This is a genomic window from Kitasatospora brasiliensis (assembly GCF_032654805.1).
Classification (GTDB): domain Bacteria; phylum Actinomycetota; class Actinomycetes; order Streptomycetales; family Streptomycetaceae; genus Kitasatospora; species Kitasatospora brasiliensis.
Genome location: NZ_JAUOOW010000007.1, coordinates 403,847 through 422,488, shown reverse-complemented (window position 1 = coordinate 422,488; position 18,642 = coordinate 403,847). Strand labels below are relative to the sequence as shown.

The following is an 18,642-nucleotide window of genomic DNA, read 5'->3' as shown; positions in this document are numbered from 1 at the left end:
ATTATCAGGAAGGGACCCTGATAGAAACACTCTGGAAGGATGCGCTGCCATGACCACCGCGCGTACGGCCACGCCGAGCACCGCCCGGGCGATCAACGACCGGCTGGCACTCAACCTCCTGCTCGAACAGGGCCCCCTGACCGCGACCGAGCTGCGCGACCTCACCGGCCTGTCCCGGCCTACCGTCGCCGACCTGCTCGAACGCCTCCAGCGCGGCGGCCTGGTGGCCGTCGTCGGCGAACGCGGCGAACAGCGGCGCGGCCCCAACGCCCGGCTCTACGCCCTGGTCGCCTCCCGGGCCCACCTCGCCGCCTTCGACGTCCGCTCCGGCGGCGTCAGCCTGGTCGTCGCCGACCTGACCGGGCGCGGCCTGGCCAGTGCCGAAGTCCCGGTCGAGGGCGAGGGCGGGCCGGACACCGCCGGGGCGATCGTCGCCACCCTGCTGGAGACCGCGCGCGACGCCGGCGTCGAGCGGCTGCACACCGTCGCGGTCGGCGCCCCCGGGCTGGTCGACCCGGCCACCGGGCGCCTGCGGAGCACCGGCAAGCTCCCCCGCTGGCACGCCGAACTCCTGGCCGCACTCAGGGAGTTGCCCGGCACCGAGGTGATCCTGGAGAACGAGGTCAACCTCGCCGGGCGGGCCGAGTACCGGGTCGGCGCCGCGGGGGACCGCGACACCTTCGTCCTGATCTGGCTGGGCCACAGCGTCGGCGCCGCCGTGATCCTGGACGGGCGGCTGCGCCGGGGCTTCTCCGGCGGCACCGGGGAGATCTGCTTCCTGCCCGTCCCCGGCGCCGTCGGCCTGCCCAGCGCCGACAGCTGCGAGGGCGGCTTCCACGGCCTGGTGGGCAGCGCCGCGATCTGCGCGCTGGCCCGCGCCCACGGGCTGCCCGCCGACCCGGCCGAGGACGCGCCCGCCGCCGAGGCCGCCGTCCGCGCGGCCCTGGCGGGCGGCCCGGCGGGGGAGGCGTTCCTGGACGAGCTGGCCGGGCGGATCGCGATCGGCGCGGCCGGCGTCTGCGTGGTGCTGGACCCGGGCTGCGTGGTGCTCGGCGGCGAGGTCGGCCGGGCCGGCGGGCCGGAGCTGGCCGACCGGGTCGCACGGCGGCTGGCCGGGCTCTCCCCGCTGAGCACCGAGGTCCGGGCCGGGACGGCGGGCGGCGGCGCGGTGCTCGCCGGGGCGGTGCTCACCGCCGGGGACGCGGTGCGGCGGGAGCTGTTCGGCGGGCCGTAGCGGGACTCAGGTGACCGCCCGCGCCGCCGGTACGGCAGGATGGCGCGGGGGCACCCCGCCCCCGGACCTCGAACCACCGTCAGGAGACGCCCATGGGCCAGCCGGAGGCGCCGGCCAACCCGTACCGCATCGGCGAGGCCGCGGCGCTGCTCGGCGTCAGCGCCGACACCATGCGGCGCTGGGTGGACGCCGGGCGGGTCGCCGCCACCCGCGACGAGCACGGGCACCGGATCATTCCGGGCGCCGAACTCGCGGCCTTCGCCCGGGAGTTGGCCCGGCCGGAGAACGCCGAGGCCGAGGGCCGCCCGTCCTCGGCCCGCAACCGCTTCCCGGGGATCGTCACCCATGTGGTGCTCGGCGACGTGGCCGCGCAGGTGGAGGTCCAGGCCGGGCCGTTCCGGGTGGTGTCGCTGATCAGCCGGGAGTCGGCGGAGGAACTGAACCTGGTCCCCGGCGCACCCGCCACGGCGGTCATCAAGTCCACCAATGTGATGATCGAGCGGCGCTAGCCGGTCCGTCCGTTCCTGCCCGTCCCCACCCGTCCCCGTCCGTCTCCGCCCGTCCCTGCACGACGAGTCCCGGAACCAACGAGAGGCCCGGATGCCACCCCCGCAGCTGCCGACCACCCAGAGCGCCGTCCTCGCGATCGAGGCCGTGGCCGAGCGGCACGGCCGCACCGTCCGCGCCCAGCACGACATCGGCCGTGACCGGACCTTCGCCGGGCTGGTCGGCGGTGTCGACAGCCTTGACGGGGAGCCGGACGGCATCCCGCACGAGGCACTGCTGGAGTTCGACGGCCACCCCGCCGTCACCGTCCGGCTGTTCACCCACGACGAGGTCACCGTGACCGTCGAGGGCATCGCCTTCGACGTCGACCGGGACCGGGTACCGGGCTTCCTGAACGCCCTCTGGTCCGACCTGGTGCACGTCAAGGCGCGCACCTTCCCGCCCTCCACCACGCTGATCGTCACCGTCCCGGGCGAGCGCGGCTACCGTGAAGCCATCGGCGTGCACGACCTCACCCCCTGGCTCGCCGGAAGGATCCGATGAACACCGCCGCCAAGCCCCTCGCCGTCGCCCACCGCGGGGACCCGTACCACCACCGGGAGAACACCCTGCCCTCCGTCGAGTCCGCGCTCGCCGCAGGGGCCGACGCCGTCGAGGTGGACGTCCAGCTCACCCGCGACCGGGTGCCCGTGCTGCTGCACGACCGTACGCTCGAACGGCTCTGGGGCGACCCGCGATCGATCGACCGGGTCACCACCGAGCAGCTGGCCGAGCTGCGGCACGGCCCGCTCGCCGTGCCCACCCTGGCCGAGGCGATCGAGGTGGTGGCCGCCGTCGACAGCCGCAGGCTGCTGATCGACCTGGACGACGCGGTGCCGGTCGCCGCGACCTGGTCGGCGGTCACCGAGCTGGGCGCGCAGCGGTCGGTCGCCTTCTGCGGCCCCGTCACCGCCATGCTCGCGGTGCGCGAACTGGCCCCCGACGCCGAGATCGCGCTCACCTGGAAGCAGCCCCGGATGCCGGTGCGCGCCCTGCTGGACGACCTGCGCCCGCGCTACCTCAACCCGCCGTTCGGCCTGGTCACCCCCGAGTTCACCGCCGCCGCGGCGGAACAGGGGCTCGCCGTCTCCACCTGGACCGCCGACCTGCGCCGCACCATGCGCCGGCTGCGCGCCGCCGGGGTCTCCTCCATCACCTCCAACCGGATCTCCGTGCTGCGCTCGGTGCTGGACGGCCGCCGGTGACGGTGCCCGGTCCCCGAGTGCTCGGCGCCCGGGCGCTCGGCCGGGCCCTGCTGGCCCGCCAGCACCTGCTCACCCGCACCGACCAGCCGCCCACCGCGCTGATCCACCACCTCGTCGGGCTGCAAGCCCAGGCCGCACCCCAGCCGCCCTACCTCGGCCTGCTCGCCCGGCTCGACGGCTTCGCGCCCGAGCGGCTGAGCGCGCTGATCGAGCGGCGGGCGGTGGTCCGGATCGCGCTGCAACGCGGCACCATCCACCTGGTCACCGCCGAGGACTGCCTGACGCTGCGCCCGCTGCTCCAGCCGATGCTGGACCAGGCGCTGCGCACCACGTACGGCAAACGGCTCGCCGGGCTCGACCTGGACGCGCTGGCCGCCGAGGCCCGCGCACTGGTCGAGGCGCGGCCGCGCACCTTCCAGGAGCTCGGCGGACTGCTCGCCGCGAGCCGCCCGGAGCACGACCCGGCCGCCCTGGCCCAGGCCGCCCGCTGCCGGCTGCCGCTGGTGCAGGTCCCGCCGCGCGGGCTGTGGGGGTGCGGCGGCCCGGCCGCCCACACCACCGCCGAGGACTGGCTCGGCCACCCGCTCGACCCCTCGCCCAGCCTGGACGACCTGGTGCTGCGCTACCTCACCGCCTTCGGCCCGGCCACCGTCGCCGACGTCCAGAAGTGGTGCGGGCTCAGCCGGCTCGGCGCGGTGCTGCGGCGGCTCGCGCCCCGGCTGCTCACCTTCCGGGACGAGCGGGGCCGGCAGCTGTACGACCTGCCCGAGGCACCCCGCCCGGACGGGGACACCCCGGCGCCGGTGCGGCTGCTCGCGCCCTTCGACAACCTGCTGCTCTCGCACGCGGACCGCACCCGGGTGCTGCCCGAGGAACACCGTGGCCGGGTGATGACCCGCAACGGGATCGTGCACGGGACGCTGCTGGTGGACGGGCTGGTCGCCGGGACCTGGCGGCTGACCGGCGACCGGGAGGTGGGTGTGTCGCCGTTCGGGCCGCTGCGCCGGGCCGACCGGGAGGCGGCGGAGGCCGAGGCGCGGCGGGTGCTGGCCTTCGCGGGGGCCAGGGCGGACGGCTCCGACGGCTCGGGGGGTACGCACGGTCCGGACGGCTCCGACGGCGAGGTGCGGTTCGAGGAGCCCGGGTAGCTCGTTCGGGTGCTCGCGGCTGATCCGCCGCGCGGCCCGGCGGAACCTCTGCTGAGCTGGGGCGGTCCGGAATCGTCGACGACCCCCCGGCGGAGGTGGCCGTGACCGTGGAGCGCGTGCCCGACGAGCGGCAGCGGCCGGACCACCTTCGGCCGTACCTGATGCTGCCGCCCGCCCTGCGGCAGGCGGCGGCCTGGTCGGTGGCGGTGATCCTGCTGATCGCCGTCGCCTCGCTGGTGGTCTTCGCGCTGGTCGAACTGCGGGCGGCCACCGTGCCGTTCGTCCTGGCGCTGCTCGGGGCCTCGCTGCTCTACCCGGTGGTGCCCTGGCTGGTGAGCCGGGGCGTCGGGCGGGGCCTGGCCGCAGGGCTGACCTGTACGGTGCTGGTCGCCGCGGTCACCGGGGTGATCGCCCTGCTGGTCAACTCCCTGGTGCACAGCGCCCCGCAGATCGCCTCCTCGCTCCAGGAGGCCGGGGCGCGGCTGGCCGACTGGCTCGGTCCGCTCGGGGCGAAGATCCAGCACGCGCTGAACAACGCCAAGGGAGAGACCAACTCGCTGGTCTCCACCCTCACCAACGGGGTGCTCTCCGGGCTCGGACTGCTCACCCAGCTGATCGCCGGCGGGGTGCTGTCCCTGGCCCTGGTGTTCTTCTTCCTCCGGGACGGCCACCGCACCGGCGACGCCATCCGCTCCTACCTGCCCGAGCGCAGCGCCGCCACCGTGATCGCCTGCGCCGAACGGGCCTTCGACGCGATGGCCGGATTCATGCGCGGCACCACCCTGATCGCCCTGATCGACGCGGGCTTCATCACCATCGGCCTGATCGCCCTCGGCGTGCCGGGCGCCCCCGGGCTGGGCGCCCTGGTCTTCATGGGCGCCTACATCCCGTTCGTCGGCGCCTTCCTGTCCGGCACCGTGGCGGTGCTGGTGGCCCTCGCCGACGGCGGCCTGGGCACGGCCCTGTGGGCGCTCGGAGTGGTGCTCGCGGTGCAGATGATCGAGGGCAACATCCTCCAACCGGTCATCCAGAGCCGCACGGTGGAGCTGCACCCGGCCACCATCATGGTCGCGGTGGTGGCCGGCTCCGGCATCGCCGGGATCATCGGCGCCCTGCTCGCCGTCCCGGTCTGCGCCGCCGGCATGGGCGTCATCTCGGTGCTGCGGGGCGACCCGGGCCGGGCGGGGAGGTAGCAGGTACGGCTACGAGTTCAGGGCCGCGCCACCGGCTCGGGCGAAGTCGTCCACCGCGTTCCAGAGCACGGTGATCGCGGGGCGGAAGTCGTCAACGGCACAGCTGCCCGCGACTATCGCCTTCAGAACACGGAGCACCTCCGTCGCCTCGGCGTGCACGGTTCTCGCGTGCGCGGCCACCGCTTCGGGGCCTTCGACGCTGACACGGTGCATCGCGATGTTCGCCAGGCTGTGGTGCGGCGAGAGCCTGTGTACGGCATCGAATCCCCCATGAGGGGCAGGGTAGGCGCGCCAGGGCGACGGCGGCAGCGGAAACGGGTTGCCGTCCATGAGGCGGTGTGCGAGCATCGCTAATGCGACGGTAGTCGCGATAGTGCTCGGGAGGGGCTGGATGGAACTGATCGAGGTCGCCGAGGCGGGGGCCGGGCCGTACGGGGTTGCCGTGGGGCCCGACGGGGGCGTCTGGTTCACCCTGGTGCACGCCGGGGAGATCGGGCGGCTGGCTCCGGACGGGGCGGTGGAGCGGTTCGGGCTCGGGGCACCGGAGTGCGGGCCGGCGGTGATCACGGCGGGGCCGGACGGCGCGATGTGGTTCAGCCGGATGCGCGATCACCGGATCGGGCGGATCGGCGTGGACGGGACGGCGACGTCCTTCGCGCTGCCGACGGAGAACGCCGGGCCGTACGGAATGGCCGCCGGGCCGGACGGGGCACTCTGGTTCACCGAGCTGAACGCCGACCGGGTCGGGCGGATCACCGTGGACGGGGAGGTGGCAGAGTATCCGCTGCCGATCGACGGGGCCTTCCCGTCCTTCATCACCACCGGGTCGGACGGGGCGCTGTGGTGCACGCTCAACCAGGCGGACACGGTGGCCAGGATCGGCACGGACGGTGAGGTGGCCGTCCACCGGCTGCCCACCGAGGGCACCGCGCCGGTCGGGATCACCGCCGGGGCCGACGGGGCGCTCTGGTACGTCGGCATCGGCGGCGGGCTGGTCGGGCGGATCGCCGTGGGCGGGGAAGTGACGGAGTACCCGCTGGCCGACCGGGCCGCCAAGCCCCACGCGATCGCGGCCGGGCCGGACGGCCGGCTCTGGTTCACCGAGTGGGGCGCGGGGCGGATCGGGGTGCTCGCCCCGGACGGGCGGCTCGACGGGTACGCCATCCCGGGCGGGGGCGCCGAGCCGCACGGCATCGCCGTCGCGCCGGACGGGGCCGTGTACGCGGCGCTGGAGCGAGGGCAGATCGCCCGGCTGGGGTGAGGCGTTGGCGCCCTCCGGGCCCGGGTGGTTCGTGCCCTCCGGGCCCGCGTTGCTGCTCCCCTCCGGGGCGCGGGATTGGCGGGGAAGAACAGTCAGACGGGGTCGGTTCGGGGGCGCAGGGTTGGCGGGTGATGGAACGTCGGGGCGGGGTGGGCTCGGGGGAGGCCAAGGGCGCGGGATCGGCCGGTGAAGGGAAGTCAGCCGGGCTGGGTTCGGGGGAGCCCGGGAGGGCGGTGGAGGGGCCTGACGCCTGGTCAGGGGGTCTGATGCCCGGTCGGGAGGTCCCGGTCGGGGGGTGGGAACTCGGGCCCAGCGGCCCCGGGCGGGCGGGCCCAAGGGCCCTGGGGTGCGGGGGCGGCCTGTTCGGATCATGGATCGCCATCCATTCGCACGACGTTCCGAAGGAGTGCGTCCTTGAGCGCCACCCAGGCACAGGGCGACCCCACCTCACCGCCAATTGCCCTTCCGGCAGCGGCGGTCAGGGCCAGGCGGCCCGGTTCGGCCCTGGTCAGGATGCTGACCACGACCGACCACAAGACGATCGGCACCATGTATCTGGTGTCATCGTTCGCGTTCTTCCTGATCGGCGGCATCCTCGCCCTGGTCATGCGCGCCGAACTCGCCCGGCCCGGAACGCAGATCCTGTCCAACGAGCAGTTCAACCAGGCCTTCACCATGCACGGCTCGGTGATGCTGCTGCTGTTCGCGATGCCGCTGTTCACCGGATTCGCCAACTGGATCATGCCGCTGCAGATCGGCGCTCCGGACGTGGCGTTCCCGCGGCTGAACATGCTGTCGTTCTGGCTGTTCATGTTCGGTTCGCTGATCGCCGCGGCCGGCTTCGCGACCCCGCAGGGCGCCGCCGACTTCGGCTGGTTCCTCTACGCGCCGCTGTCCGACGCGATCCACTCGCCCGGCGTCGGCGCCGACATGTGGATCATGGGCGTGACGCTGTCCGGCTTCGGCAGCATCTTCGGCGCGGTCAACTTCATCACCACGATCATCTGCATGCGCGCGCCCGGACTGACCATGTTCCGGATGTCCATCTTCTGCTGGAACGTGCTGCTGACCTCGATCCTGGTGCTGCTGGTCTTCCCGGTGCTGGCCGCCGCGCTGCTGGCGCTGGAGTGTGACCGCAAGTTCGGCTCGCACGTCTTCGACCCGGCCAACGGCGGGGCGATGCTCTGGCAGCACCTGTTCTGGTTCTTCGGCCACCCCGAGGTGTACATCCTGGCGCTGCCGTTCTTCGGCATCGTCTCGGAGGTCATCCCGGTGTTCAGCCGCAAGCCGATGTTCGGCTACGGCGGCCTGATCGCCGCGACGGTGGCCATCGCCGGCCTGTCGGTGACGGTGTGGGCGCACCACATGTACGTCACCGGGCAAGTCCTGTTGCCGTTCTTCTCGTTCATGACCTTCCTGATCGCCGTCCCGACCGGGGTGAAGTTCTTCAACTGGGTCGGCACCATGTGGAACGGCTCACTGAGCTTCGAGACGCCGATGCTGTGGACGGTCGGCTTCCTGGTCACCTTCCTGTTCGGCGGCCTGACCGGCGTGCTGCTGGCGGCCCCGCCGATCGACTTCCACGTCTCCGACTCGTACTTCGTGGTCGCGCACTTCCACTACACGCTGTTCGGCACCGTGGTGTACGCGATGTTCGCCGGCTTCCACTTCTGGTGGCCGAAGATGACCGGCAAGAAGCTCGACGAGCGCCTCGGCCGGATCACCTTCTGGACCCTGACCGTCGGCTTCAACGCCACCTTCCTGGTCCAGCACTGGCTGGGCGTGGAGGGCATGCCGCGCCGGTACGCGGACTACCTGGCCTCGGACGGCTTCACCACCCTGAACACCGTCTCGACCATCGGCTCGTTCCTGCTCGGCCTGTCGATCCTGCCGTTCCTCTACAACGTCTGGAAGACCGCCAAGTACGGCGAGAAGGTCACCGAGGACGACCCGTGGGGCTGGGGCCGCTCGCTGGAGTGGGCGACCTCCTGCCCGCCGCCGCGGCACAACTTCGTCAAGCTGCCGAAGATCCGCTCCGAGTCCCCGGCCTTCGACCTCCACCACCCGGAGATCGCGGCCCAGGACTACCTGGTGCACACCGGGGAGCGCGCCAAGCACCTGGCCGACGTGGAGCCGGTGAAGTACGACCGGCCGCTGAGCCGGGCGAACAGGTCCGCCGCCCTCGCCGCCGAGCGCCGCAAGCCCACCGACGGCTGAGGACGCTCCACCCCTGAACGGCCGTCCCCGTCCGCGTCGCTGCCCCCCAGTTCGGGCGGGGACGGCCATCACCTCCAGTCCAGTTCGATCTCCCGTTCGATCCAGGAAGGCCGGGTCGTGAACCACACCGTTCTCGCCATCGGCACCGCCGCGCTCACTGCGAGCGGCTGTGTCTGGTACCTGCCCGCCATCGCCGACCTTCAGGCCGGCGCCGACCGGCCCCGCTCCACCCGTACGGCCGCCGCGGCCTGCGTGCTGTGGTGGGCCGGGCTCGCGCTCGCGGGCGGGCTGCTGCTCGTCCTGCCGGACTGGCAGCCGGCCGCACAGGTCGCGCTCGCCGGACTGGTCGGCGGCGCGGCACTGCGGGTGCGGGCCCTGTGGGACCGCCGCAGTGAGGTGCGGGAGACGGCGGCGCGCTGGGCCGCCCTGGACGCCGGGCCCGCCCCGCGCTCCCACCGGACGCCGGCGCTCGCGCTGGCCGGCTGGCTGGTGGTGGGCGCGGCCGTCGCCTCGCTCGGGGCGGTGGCGATCCTGCTCTCCAGCGGCGGCGAGGTGATGCCCCGGGTGATGCTCGCGGCCGCCAGCGGGGCTGGCGTCGCGCTCGCCTTCCTGCTGATGGGGCTGGGCAACGTCCGGCGGCAGGGCCGCTGAGTACGAATACCGTGAGCCGCGCCCCGAGGGCCCAGGCACTCCGACCCCGTCCGAATGGGGCCGTTGGGCCCTGGGCCCGCGGCCGCTTCCGGGGGATGATGCCCTGGGCCCCGCTGGGAGTGTGCGGGGGTTGACGAAGGTGGAGCCGCGTGATGGCGACCAAGACGGAGGGTGCCGAGGCCTCGGCGCCGGTCCGGGTGTTCCTGCTGGACGACCACGAGGTGGTGCGCCGCGGGGTGCACGACCTGCTGGACGGCGAGCCGGACCTGGAGGTGGTCGGAGAGGCCGCGACGGCCGAGCAGGCGCTCGTCCGGGTGCCCGCGCTGCGGCCCGACGTGGCCGTCCTGGACGTCCGGCTCGGTGACGGCGACGGCGTCTCGGTCTGCCGTGAGCTGCGCTCCCGGATGCCCGATCTGGCCTGCCTGATGCTGACCTCCTTCGACGACGAGGAGGCGCTGCTGGACGCCGTGATGGCGGGTGCCGCCGGGTACGTGCTCAAGCAGATCAGCGGGACCGACCTGGTCGCCGCCGTCCGCACCGTCGCCTCCGGGCGCTCGATGCTCGACTCCGGCGCCGCGACCCGGCTGCTCAACCGGCTGCGCAGCGACGCCGAGCCGGCCCAGCCGGTCACCGCCGGGCCGGGCCTGACCGCGCGCGAGCAGGAGGTCCTCGAACTGATCGGGGAAGGCCTGACCAACCGGCAGATCGGCGAGCGGCTCTACCTCGCCGAGAAGACGGTCAAGAACCACGTCTCGCGGCTGCTCGCCAAGCTCGGCGTCGAGCGGCGGGTGCAGGCCGCCCTGATCGCCACCGAGCTGCGCCAGGCCTCCGCCGCCCCGCAGCCCTTCGCGCCGCGCTCCAGCCGGTACTGACGCGGGCGTACCGATGCGGCTGTACTGACACAGCTGTACCGGCATGGGCGTATCGATGCGGCTGTGCCGGGCGTGGGTGTACTGACGCGGGCGTACCGATGTGAGCGCACTGGCACAGTCGTACGGATGTGGACGTATTCGAGGCGGCTATACCCACACGGGCGTGCCGATGGGGCCGTACTGGCGCAGTCGTGTCGATGCAGCCGTACTGATGCAGTCGCACCGATTGCGACCCAGTCGGTGCGACTGTTCCGGTGCGGCCGTTCCGATGCGACCCAACCGGTGCGCCCGTTCCGAGGCCGCCGGGCCCGGGTCCTCGGCCCGGGTCCGACGGTCCGCCGACCGGGGCCCTCGCCCGGCCGTGCCGGGACCATCGGCCCTCGCGACCCGGGCCCGCTCCGGGTGAGCATCACTCGCATGAACCGCGACCACGTGCCGTACCCTCGGTCCTCCTCGTACGACCGAACCGACCTCCCCGGACTCCGTGAACTCGACCGGAAGCGGTCGCTGGAGCTGCTGTCCCGGGCCGCCGTCGGCCGGGTGGTCTACACCGTCGACGCCCTGCCGGCCGTCCTGCCGGTGCCGTTCCGGCTGGGCCCCGGCGGGGTGCTGGTCTCGGCCCCGGCCGACTCCGAACTGGTCCGGGCGGTCGACGGCGCCGTGATCGCCTTCGAGGCCGACGAGGTGGACGGCCGGGACGGCTCCGGCTGGTTCGTCACCGTCCTCGGCCGCGCCCAGGTCCGCCCGGCCGCCAGGGCGGCCGACCCGGAGGACACCGTACGGATCCGGATCCGCCCGGAGCTGGTCATCGGCCGCCGCCTGCTGTGAACCGGCCGGGGGAGCGGCGTTCGGAACTCCGCTGCCAGGGCCGGGAGTTACCGTCGGGACAGATCCGCTCGCCCGATCCGGATGGGCGCGATGACCGAGCAGACCGCCACCGGCCCCACCTCCGGCCTGCGTTCGTTCGACAGCGGCGACGGCCGCCTCGCCTGCCTCGGCTTCCTGCGCGCCCTGCGGGGCTGACCCGGCCTACGGCGAGCCCCGCGCGTCGGGAGGCCTCAGGACCCGATCGGGGCCTCCCACACCAGCCGGGTGCCGCCGCCCTCGGCCGGTTCGATCGCGAAGGAGCCGCCGACCCGCTCGGCCCGCTCCGCCAGGTTGCGCAGCCCGCTGCGCCGCCCGCCCTCGGGCACCCCGACGCCGTCGTCCGTCACGGTCAGCACCACCCGCCCGGCCAGGGCGCGCAGCGTCACCTCGACCCGGGAGGCCTTCGCGTGCCGGGCGGCGTTGCTGAGCCCCTCGGCGAGGACCGCGACCACGTGCCCGGCCAGCTCCTGGGGCACGTCGGTGTCCAGCAGCCCCTCCATGCTCAGCCGGGGCGGGAAACCGAGGGTGCCCTGGGCGTCGGTGACCACCCGGGTGGCGCGGGCGCGCAGGCCGCGGTCCGGCTCGCTGTGGGCGCGCAGGCCGAAGATGGTCGAGCGGATGATCTTGATGGTCTCGTCCAGGTCGGCCACCGCCCGGGCCACCCGGTCCGCCGCGCCCTGGCTCTCGATCAGCCGGCCCGCGCTCTGGAGCGTCATACCGGTCGCGAACAGTCGCTGGATTGCCAGGTCGTGCAGGTCCCGGGCGATCCGGTCGCGGTCCTCCAGCAGGTTCAACTGCTCGGCGTCGCGCCGCCGTTCGGCCAGTTCCAGGGCGAGCGCGGCCTGGTCGGCGAAGCCCAGCAGCGGTCCGGTCTCCTCGGGTCCGAAGGCCGGCTGCCCCTGCGCCCGGGCCAGCAGCAGCACGCCCCGCCCGTACCCGGCGCCGGTGCCCAGCGGCACCGCGACCGCCGCGCCCAGCCCGTCGAACCGGCCCGCCGGACCGGCCCGGAACCGGGCGTCGCAGGCCAGGTCGTCACTGGTGGCGGGCGAGCCGGAGAGGTACGCGGCGCCGGACAGGGTGCCGTCCACCGGCACCGTCACGCCCAGCCGGGCGGACGGCGTGCCGCCCATCGCGACCTCCACGGTCAGCTCCTCGGCCCGCTCGTCCGGGCCGGCCAGCGCCACCGAGACGTCCGCGAGCTCGGCGCCCGAGATCTCCCGGGCCCGGCGGGCGATCAGCTCGACCACCTCCAGCCGCGGCGCCCCCGACAGCAGGCTGCGGGTGATCTCGGTGCTCGCCCGAAGCCAGCGCTGGCGCAGCTGCGCCTCCTCGTACAGCCGGGCGTTGTCGATCGCCACGCCGGCCGCGACCGCCAGGGTGGCGATCACCGCCTCGTCGTCCTCGTCGAAGTCCAGCCCGCCGCGCTTGTCGGTCAGGTAGAGGTTGCCGAACACCTCGCCGTGCACCCGGACGGGCACCCCCAGGAAGGAGTTCATCGGCGGATGGTTCGACGGGAAGCCGACGCTCGCCGAGTGGTCGGAGAGCACCGGGCAGCGCAGCGGCTGGGGGTGGCGGATCAGCTCGCCCAGGATGCCCCGGCCCGACGGCGGGGCGCCGATCTCGGCGATCTCCTCCTCCGACAGGCCCACCGTCAGGAACTGCGACAGGGTGTGCCCGTCCGGGCCGATCACCCCGAGCGCCCCGTACCGGGCGTCCACCAGGTCGGCGGCGGCCTCCACTATTCGGTGCAGCGCCTGCGCCAGGTCCAGCTCCCGCCCGACCGCCAGCACCGCTTCCAGCAGGCTGTGCACCCGGTTCTGGGTGCCGCGCGCCGCGTCGATCCGCCACTGGAGCTCCTCCAGCAGCTCGTCCAGGCGCAGCCGTGGCATCCGCGCGCCGCCACCCGCCGCGCTGCCGTCCGCTCCGCCCACCGCTGTCCTCCTCGTACCGCTGCCCTTGACCGGCCCGTCCGCCATCCGGACGAGCCCCGACCGCCCCGCGGACGGCCGCCCCGCCGTCCCGTCAGGCCGAGGTGCCCGCCCGACCAGCGGGATTGCCGTGTTCACGGTAATGCCCACGTGTCGGTGGTGGGGACGGCGGGGTCGCCCGTAGGCTCCGTCGGGCGGGCCTTTCGTCCCGCCGCCGAGGGTCCTGCGGCCTCTGCCACCAGGCCGGGAACCGGTGTCAGGGTGGGGGTGGAGCGGACGGGGCGTCAGAGCGCACCGCGGGCCGCGCCGAACCGCCGAGCGTCGACAGCGTGTGTCGACAGTGTGGAGGAACAGTCATGACGTCAACCGTGCTGGCCGGGATCGACGGCTCGCCGCAGAGCACCGCGGCCGCCCACTGGGCCGCCGCCGAGGCGGTGCGCCGGGGTGCCACGCTGCGCCTGGTGCATGCCTGGCCGTGGCTGACCGACGGGGTGTCCTCCTTCGCCGAGCCGGACGACCTCCCCGAGGCCGTCCGGCGCGCCCTGGCCGAGACCGCCGACGCCGTCCGCGCCGTGCACCCCGACCTGGCCGTGGAGACCGACGCCGTCCTGGACGCGCCGGTGGACGGCCTGCTGGCCGCCGCCGCGGAAGCCGATCTGCTGGTGCTCGGCTCGCGCGGGCGCGGCGGCTTCGCCGGGCTGCTGCTCGGCTCGGTCAGCATGTCGCTGGCCGGGCGCAGCACCGTGCCGATGGTCGTGGTGCGCGAGGAGGGCACGGCGGGCGCGGCCGAGGTGGTGGTGGGCGTCGACGCCCACACCCCGGAGGCCGAGGTGCTGGAGTTCGCCTTCCGCGAGGCGGCCCTGCGCGGCGCCCGGGTCCGGGCGGTGCACGGCTGGGACCTGCCGCCGGTGTTCGGCTACGCGGGCGGCGCCGTCCCGGCGGCCGAGCTCGTCCAGCTGGAGGCCTTGGAGGCCAAGCTGCTCACGCTCGCCCTGGCGGGCCCCCGCGAGCAGCACCCGGACGTCGAGGTGGTCGAGGACGTGCAGCTGGGCGCCGCCCGCGCCCTGGTCGAGGCCTCGACCGGCGCCGCGCTGGTCGTGGTCGGCCGGGGCCGCCGCCCGATCGAGTTCGGGCCCCGGCTCGGCCGGGTCGCCCACGCCGTCCTGCACCACGCCGAAGCCCCCGTCGCGGTCGTCCCGCACGGGTGACGGTCGGCCCGCCCGGTGGATCGGTCCCCGTCCCCGATCCGCCGGGCGGGCCTTACCGGCCTGAAGGGCCCACGGGTCTTACGGGCCCACGGGCCTTACGGGCCTTACGGGCCTTATGACCCTGTCGCCCGTCCTCCCCGGCGCGCACGCTCGGAAGCAGCGGGCGTCGGACGCGTGCGTACGGGCCCCGCAGCCGAAGCCTCGCGGTTGAAGGAGTGGAACGCCATGACGCTCGACCCGGCTCTCACCCAGATGCTCAGCGCAGCCGATCTGCGGCTGCTCGCCGCCGCCGGCGGCGCCGCACCGTCGCTGCACAACAGTCAGCCCTGGCGCTTCGTGCCGACCCCCGACGGTCGCGGGCTCGCCGTGTACGCCGACACCGGGCGCTCCGTACCGCTGGCCGACCCGGTCGGCGCCGCGGTGCACATCGCGGTCGGCGCGGCCGTGTTCAACCTGCGGGTGGCGGCCGGACAGCTGGACCGCGAGCCGGTGGTCCGGCTGCTGCCGGAGGTCACCGAACCCGACCTGCTCGCCGTGCTCGACCTCTCCCGCCCGGCCGCCGAGACGGCCCCCTTCGGCCGCGACCTCTACCCCGCCATCCCCGCCCGGCACACCAGCCGCGAGCCCTTCACCCAGCGCGACGTGCCCGAGGCGGTGATCGGCGAGCTGATCGACGCCGCCCGCGAGGAGGGCGTGACGCTGGCCGCGCCGGAGGAGGAGGGCGTGCGGCGGGTGCTGGCGCTCACCGCCGAGGCCGAGAGCCGCAACGCCGCCGACCCGGCCCGGAGCGCCGAGTCCCGGGCCTGGCTGCGGCCCGACGACGGCACCGCCGAGGACGGCATCCCGCGCTCCGCGCTCGGCCCCCAGGACCACGAGGCCCGGGTGCCGATGCGCGAGTTCGGCGGCCACTCCTCGCAGGGCCCCGCCCACCCCTCCCGCCGCTTCGAGGCACTGCCCCAGCTGTTCACCCTCAGCACCCCCGGGGACGGCCCGCTGGACTGGCTGCGCACCGGCCAGGCGCTGGAGCGGGTCTGGCTGCTGGCCACGCTGCACGGCGTCCGGCTCACCATCTGGCACCAGGCCATCGAGTGGCCGGACACCCGCTGGGCGCTGCGCGACCCGGCCTCCGGCCCCGGCCACGTCCAGCTGGTGCTGCGGGCCGGCTACGGACCGCCCGGGGCGGCCACCCCGCGCCGTACGGTCGAGGAGACGCTCGGGGACCGCGGCCCGGTGGCCTGAGCGACTCCCCACGGGCAGGAGGCCGGACAGCCCTCGGAAGGGCGGTCCGGCCTCCTGCTGCAATCCGTCGTCCGTGATCCGTCAGCGCGGCCGCTCGGTCGCGGGCAGCACCTGGGCGCCGAGCCGCAGCGGCGGGCTGTGCCGGAAGGTGAGGGTGAACTCCACCCACTGGCCGGCCCGCAGCGGCGGCGGGTCGGCGATCACCAGGTCGGCGTCCTCCGGGGTCATCCGCAGCTCGCCGCCGCCCGGCACCGGCAGCGCCGCGACCGGCTCCCAGCGGCCCGCCGCACCCTGGTGCAGGTGCCGCTTCGGGGTGATCCGGCCGCCGAACTCCCAGGCGGCGCCGGTCAGTTCATCCGGGACGTCGCCCGGGTTGCGGATCGTGAAGAACGCCGCCGTCGCGGAGGACGCGCCGGCCGTCGGCAGCAGCACCCAGCCGGGCCCGGCCTCCACCGGGCGGGCCCGACCGGCCCCGCCGACCGCCGTCCAGCCGGTGAGCAGGACCAGGGCCAGCAGCGCCGCGCCGACCGGCGGGGCGACCGTCTTGAGCCGTTCGCTCGCCCTCACCGGCGGCCTCCCCGGCGAGTGGAAGCGCCCCGCCCCGGCTCCCAGGTGCGCAGCCGCAGGCTGTTGCCCACCACGAGCAGCGAGCTGAGCGACATCGCGACCGCCGCCAGCATCGGGTTGAGCAGCCCGACCGCGGCCAGCGGGATCAGCACCAGGTTGTAGCCGAAGGCCCAGAGCAGGTTGACCCGGATGGTCGCCAGGGTCTGCCGCGCCAGCCGTACCGCGTCCACCACGGCCTCGATGTCGCCGCGCACCAGCGTCAGCCCGGCCGCGCCGATCGCGGCGTCGCTGCCGGAGGCCAGCGCCACCCCGAGGTCGGCCGAGGCCAGCGCCACCGCGTCGTTGACGCCGTCGCCGACCACCGCCACCGTCCGTCCGGCGGCGCGCAGCTCGGCCACCACCGCGGCCTTGTCCTCGGGCGAGGCCTCGGCGTGCACCCGCTCGATGCCCAGCTCGGTCGCCACCGCCCGGGCGGCGCCGGGGCCGTCCCCGGTCAGCAGTACGGTCTCCAGGCCCAGCCCGCGCAGCCGGTGGAGCGCTCGCCAACTGCCCGGGCGCAGCGTGTCGCCGACCGCCAGCACGGCCGCCGCCCGCCCGTCCAGCTCGACCGCGACGGCGGTGCGGCCCGCCGTCCCGGCCGCCTCGGCCGCTTCGGCGAGGGCCGGCGGCAGGGCGGTGTCGTCCGGCCGCACCACCCGTACGGCCCGGCCTTCGACCGTCCCGGAGACCCCGAGTCCGGTGGCGGCCGCGAAGCCGTCCACGGCGGGCAGCGGCCCGCAGCGCTCCCGGGCGGCCGCCGCGACGGCCCGGCCGATCGGGTGCTCGGAGCGGTGCTCGACGGCGCCGGCCAGCCGCAGCACCTCGTCCTCGCCGAACCCGTCCGCGGTCGTGACGGCGGCCAGGTCCATCCGGCCGGTGGTCAGCGTCCCGGTCTTGTCCATCACCACGGTGTCCACCCGGCGCAGACTCTCCAGCACCTCCGGGCCGCGCACCAGCACGCCCAGCTCCGCGCCCCGGCCGGTGGCCGCCAGCAGCGCCGTCGGCGTCGCCAGCCCGAGCGCGCACGGGCAGGCCACCACCAGCACCGCGACCGCCGCGGTCACCGCCGCCTGCGGGGCCGCGCCCGCGCCCAGCCAGAAGCCCAGCACGCTCACCGCGACCGCCAGCACGCAGGGCACGAACACCCCGGCCACCGCGTCCGCGAGCCGCTGCGCCCGGGCCTTGCCGGCCTGGGCCTCCGCCACCAGCGCGGTGATCCGGGCCAGTTGGGTGTCCGCGCCGACCGCCGTGGCCCGTACCACCAGCGCGCCGCCGACGTTCACCGTCGCGCCCGCCACCGGCGCCCCGGGGCCGACCTCGACCGGCACGCTCTCCCCGGTCAACAGGCTCAGGTCGAGCGCCGAACCGCCTTCGACCACCACCCCGTCGGTGGCCACCCGCTCGCCCGGCCGGACGACGAACTCCTGCCCGGGTAGCAGCAGTTCGATCGGCACCAGGCGCTCCTCGCCGTCCGGCAGGCGCAGGCACACCTGCTTGGCGCCCAGCTCGGCGAGTGCGCGCAGCGCGGACCCGCTGCGCCGGCGCACCCGGCCCTCCAGCAGCCGCCCGGCCAGTACGAACAGCGGCACGCCGACCGCCGCCTCCAGGTACACGTGCGCCGCGCCGCCGCCGTCGGCGGTCAGTGAGAACGGCATCCGCATGCCCGGATCGCCGGCCCCGCCGAAGAGCAGCGCGTACGCCGACCAGCCGAAGGAGGCCAGCACGCCGAGGCTCACCAGGGTGTCCATGGTCGCCGCCGCGTGCCGCAGCCCCTGCCAGGCCCGGCGGTGGAAGCCGGCCGACCCCCAGGTGACCACCGGGACGGCGAGCGCGAAGCAGACCCACTGCCAGGCGGTGAACTGCGCCGAGGGCACCATCGACAGCACCAGCACCGGGACGGCCGGCAGGGCGGTGAGCAGCAGCCGCCACCGTCCGTCCGGCTCCTCGGCCACCGCCCCGACCGGTGCCCCCTCGGGCAGCGGCTCGGCGGTGTAGCCCGCCCGTTCGACCGCCGCCACCAGCTCGGTGACCGGCACCCCGGCCGGGTGCAGCACCCGGGCCCGCCCGGTCGCCAGGTTCACCCCGGCCGTCACCCCCTCGATCCGGGCCAGCCGCTTCTCGACCCGGCCCACGCAGGCGGCGCAGGTCATCCCGCCGACCGCCAGATCGGTGGCGACCACGGTCTCGGTGGCGGCGCTCACCGCATGCCGCCCATGTCGTGCCCGTGCCCGCCCATCCCGGGCGAGGCCCCGCCTCCGCTGCTCGGCCGCAGCCCGGGCGCCACCGGCCCCACCTGTCGGCCCACCCCGTAGGCCACCACGAACACCACCGCCAGCAGCAGGACGAACCCCGCCAGCACACTCAACGGCCGGACTCCCGGCGACTTCGCACTCACGCCCCAGCAGTCGGATACGACGGCCCGGTGGTTCCCGTACGTCCGGAAGTTCTTCGGGTACGGTCGGAGCCC

The 18,642-nt window shown here is 75.1% G+C and carries 18 protein-coding genes; 13 read left to right on the top strand and 5 right to left on the bottom strand.

Annotation, left to right across the window (positions count from 1 at the left end):
• Positions 1 to 49 precede the first annotated feature (49 nt).
• From QWJ13_RS27755 to QWJ13_RS27730, 6 genes are all read left to right on the top strand, one after another.
• Positions 50 to 1,234 (top strand): ROK family transcriptional regulator, encoded by a 1,185-nt coding sequence (locus tag QWJ13_RS27755; RefSeq protein WP_316527859.1) that lies wholly within the window; start codon positions 50 to 52, stop codon positions 1,232 to 1,234.
• Between the two features lie 92 nt (positions 1,235 to 1,326).
• Positions 1,327 to 1,743: a TOBE domain-containing protein gene (locus QWJ13_RS27750; protein ID WP_316527857.1), complete on the top strand. Its 417-nt coding sequence runs from the start codon at positions 1,327 to 1,329 to the stop codon at positions 1,741 to 1,743.
• A gap of 91 nt (positions 1,744 to 1,834) precedes the next feature.
• A complete protein-coding gene (locus QWJ13_RS27745) occupies positions 1,835 to 2,284 on the top strand; it encodes a hypothetical protein (RefSeq protein WP_316527855.1) in 450 nt (149 codons plus the stop codon).
• Positions 2,281 to 2,985 carry a glycerophosphodiester phosphodiesterase gene (locus QWJ13_RS27740; protein WP_316527853.1) on the top strand — a complete coding sequence of 235 codons (705 nt, stop codon included), beginning with the start codon at positions 2,281 to 2,283 and terminating at the stop codon, positions 2,983 to 2,985. Before QWJ13_RS27745 ends, QWJ13_RS27740 begins: the two co-directional genes overlap by 4 nt.
• Complete coding sequence (locus tag QWJ13_RS27735) at positions 2,982 to 4,133, top strand: winged helix DNA-binding domain-containing protein (protein ID WP_316527852.1); 1,152 nt, start codon at positions 2,982 to 2,984, stop codon at positions 4,131 to 4,133. Before QWJ13_RS27740 ends, QWJ13_RS27735 begins: the two co-directional genes overlap by 4 nt.
• A gap of 101 nt (positions 4,134 to 4,234) precedes the next feature.
• Positions 4,235 to 5,326: an AI-2E family transporter gene (locus tag QWJ13_RS27730; RefSeq protein WP_316527851.1), complete on the top strand. Its 1,092-nt coding sequence runs from the start codon at positions 4,235 to 4,237 to the stop codon at positions 5,324 to 5,326.
• Positions 5,327 to 5,335: 9 nt separating this feature from the next.
• Here QWJ13_RS27730 and QWJ13_RS27725 read toward each other — a convergent pair whose 3' ends face one another.
• Complete coding sequence (locus QWJ13_RS27725; protein ID WP_316527850.1) at positions 5,336 to 5,674, bottom strand: hypothetical protein; 339 nt, start codon at positions 5,672 to 5,674, stop codon at positions 5,336 to 5,338.
• Positions 5,675 to 5,717: 43 nt separating this feature from the next.
• Here QWJ13_RS27725 and QWJ13_RS27720 point away from each other — a divergent pair, with 43 nt between their 5' ends.
• From QWJ13_RS27720 to QWJ13_RS27700, 5 genes are all read left to right on the top strand, one after another.
• Positions 5,718 to 6,587: a Vgb family protein gene (locus QWJ13_RS27720; protein ID WP_316527848.1), complete on the top strand. Its 870-nt coding sequence runs from the start codon at positions 5,718 to 5,720 to the stop codon at positions 6,585 to 6,587.
• Positions 6,588 to 7,043: 456 nt separating this feature from the next.
• Positions 7,044 to 8,804: an aa3-type cytochrome oxidase subunit I gene (gene ctaD, locus QWJ13_RS27715; protein WP_432277623.1), complete on the top strand. Its 1,761-nt coding sequence runs from the start codon at positions 7,044 to 7,046 to the stop codon at positions 8,802 to 8,804.
• A gap of 117 nt (positions 8,805 to 8,921) precedes the next feature.
• On the top strand, positions 8,922 to 9,455 hold the full coding sequence (locus tag QWJ13_RS27710) for a hypothetical protein (protein WP_316527846.1): 534 nt from the start codon (positions 8,922 to 8,924) through the stop codon (positions 9,453 to 9,455).
• A 152-nt stretch (positions 9,456 to 9,607) separates the two neighbouring features.
• Positions 9,608 to 10,327, top strand: coding sequence for a response regulator transcription factor (locus tag QWJ13_RS27705; RefSeq protein WP_316527845.1), 720 nt, complete (start codon positions 9,608 to 9,610; stop codon positions 10,325 to 10,327).
• Between the two features lie 417 nt (positions 10,328 to 10,744).
• The gene (locus QWJ13_RS27700) at positions 10,745 to 11,155 is read left to right on the top strand and encodes a pyridoxamine 5'-phosphate oxidase family protein (protein ID WP_316527844.1); all 411 of its coding nucleotides are present in this window, start codon (positions 10,745 to 10,747) and stop codon (positions 11,153 to 11,155) included.
• A 230-nt stretch (positions 11,156 to 11,385) separates the two neighbouring features.
• On the opposite strand, the gene QWJ13_RS27695 is transcribed toward QWJ13_RS27700, so the two are convergent.
• Positions 11,386 to 13,083: a sensor histidine kinase gene (locus tag QWJ13_RS27695; protein ID WP_316528064.1), complete on the bottom strand. Its 1,698-nt coding sequence runs from the start codon at positions 13,081 to 13,083 to the stop codon at positions 11,386 to 11,388.
• A gap of 395 nt (positions 13,084 to 13,478) precedes the next feature.
• Here QWJ13_RS27695 and QWJ13_RS27690 point away from each other — a divergent pair, with 395 nt between their 5' ends.
• Both QWJ13_RS27690 and QWJ13_RS27685 read left to right on the top strand, forming a co-directional pair.
• A complete protein-coding gene (locus QWJ13_RS27690; RefSeq protein WP_316527843.1) occupies positions 13,479 to 14,330 on the top strand; it encodes a universal stress protein in 852 nt (283 codons plus the stop codon).
• 225 nt (positions 14,331 to 14,555) lie between these two features.
• Positions 14,556 to 15,569: an Acg family FMN-binding oxidoreductase gene (locus QWJ13_RS27685; RefSeq protein WP_316527842.1), complete on the top strand. Its 1,014-nt coding sequence runs from the start codon at positions 14,556 to 14,558 to the stop codon at positions 15,567 to 15,569.
• A gap of 81 nt (positions 15,570 to 15,650) precedes the next feature.
• On the opposite strand, the gene QWJ13_RS27680 is transcribed toward QWJ13_RS27685, so the two are convergent.
• Genes QWJ13_RS27680 through QWJ13_RS27670 form a run of 3 tightly spaced genes read right to left on the bottom strand, consistent with a single transcriptional unit; the run spans position 15,651 to position 18,540 of the window.
• Entirely contained in the window at positions 15,651 to 16,136 is a 486-nt protein-coding gene (locus QWJ13_RS27680; protein ID WP_316527841.1) for a copper chaperone PCu(A)C domain-containing protein, read from the bottom strand.
• Positions 16,133 to 18,376 carry a heavy metal translocating P-type ATPase gene (locus QWJ13_RS27675; RefSeq protein WP_349256306.1) on the bottom strand — a complete coding sequence of 748 codons (2,244 nt, stop codon included), beginning with the start codon at positions 18,374 to 18,376 and terminating at the stop codon, positions 16,133 to 16,135. The genes QWJ13_RS27680 and QWJ13_RS27675 overlap by 4 nt, the downstream gene beginning before the upstream one ends.
• Positions 18,373 to 18,540, bottom strand: coding sequence for a hypothetical protein (locus QWJ13_RS27670; RefSeq protein ID WP_316528070.1), 168 nt, complete (start codon positions 18,538 to 18,540; stop codon positions 18,373 to 18,375). The genes QWJ13_RS27675 and QWJ13_RS27670 overlap by 4 nt, the downstream gene beginning before the upstream one ends.
• Between the last annotated feature and the right edge of the window lie 102 nt (positions 18,541 to 18,642).

Bases quoted from the DNA above. Each gene is read 5' to 3' on its own strand.
- QWJ13_RS27755 (WP_316527859.1), top strand. From the start codon at position 50: ATGACCACCGCGCGTACGGCCACGCCGAGCACCGCCCGGGCGATCAAC.
- QWJ13_RS27695 (WP_316528064.1), bottom strand. From the start codon at position 13,083: ATGCCACGGCTGCGCCTGGACGAGCTGCTGGAGGAGCTCCAGTGGCGG.
- QWJ13_RS27685 (WP_316527842.1), top strand. From the start codon at position 14,556: ATGACGCTCGACCCGGCTCTCACCCAGATGCTCAGCGCAGCCGATCTG.
- QWJ13_RS27750 (WP_316527857.1), top strand. From the start codon at position 1,327: ATGGGCCAGCCGGAGGCGCCGGCCAACCCGTACCGCATCGGCGAGGCC.
- QWJ13_RS27725 (WP_316527850.1), bottom strand. From the start codon at position 5,674: ATGCTCGCACACCGCCTCATGGACGGCAACCCGTTTCCGCTGCCGCCG.
- QWJ13_RS27700 (WP_316527844.1), top strand. From the start codon at position 10,745: ATGAACCGCGACCACGTGCCGTACCCTCGGTCCTCCTCGTACGACCGA.
- QWJ13_RS27720 (WP_316527848.1), top strand. From the start codon at position 5,718: ATGGAACTGATCGAGGTCGCCGAGGCGGGGGCCGGGCCGTACGGGGTT.
- QWJ13_RS27740 (WP_316527853.1), top strand. From the start codon at position 2,281: ATGAACACCGCCGCCAAGCCCCTCGCCGTCGCCCACCGCGGGGACCCG.
- QWJ13_RS27745 (WP_316527855.1), top strand. From the start codon at position 1,835: ATGCCACCCCCGCAGCTGCCGACCACCCAGAGCGCCGTCCTCGCGATC.
- QWJ13_RS27690 (WP_316527843.1), top strand. From the start codon at position 13,479: ATGACGTCAACCGTGCTGGCCGGGATCGACGGCTCGCCGCAGAGCACC.
- QWJ13_RS27705 (WP_316527845.1), top strand. From the start codon at position 9,608: ATGGCGACCAAGACGGAGGGTGCCGAGGCCTCGGCGCCGGTCCGGGTG.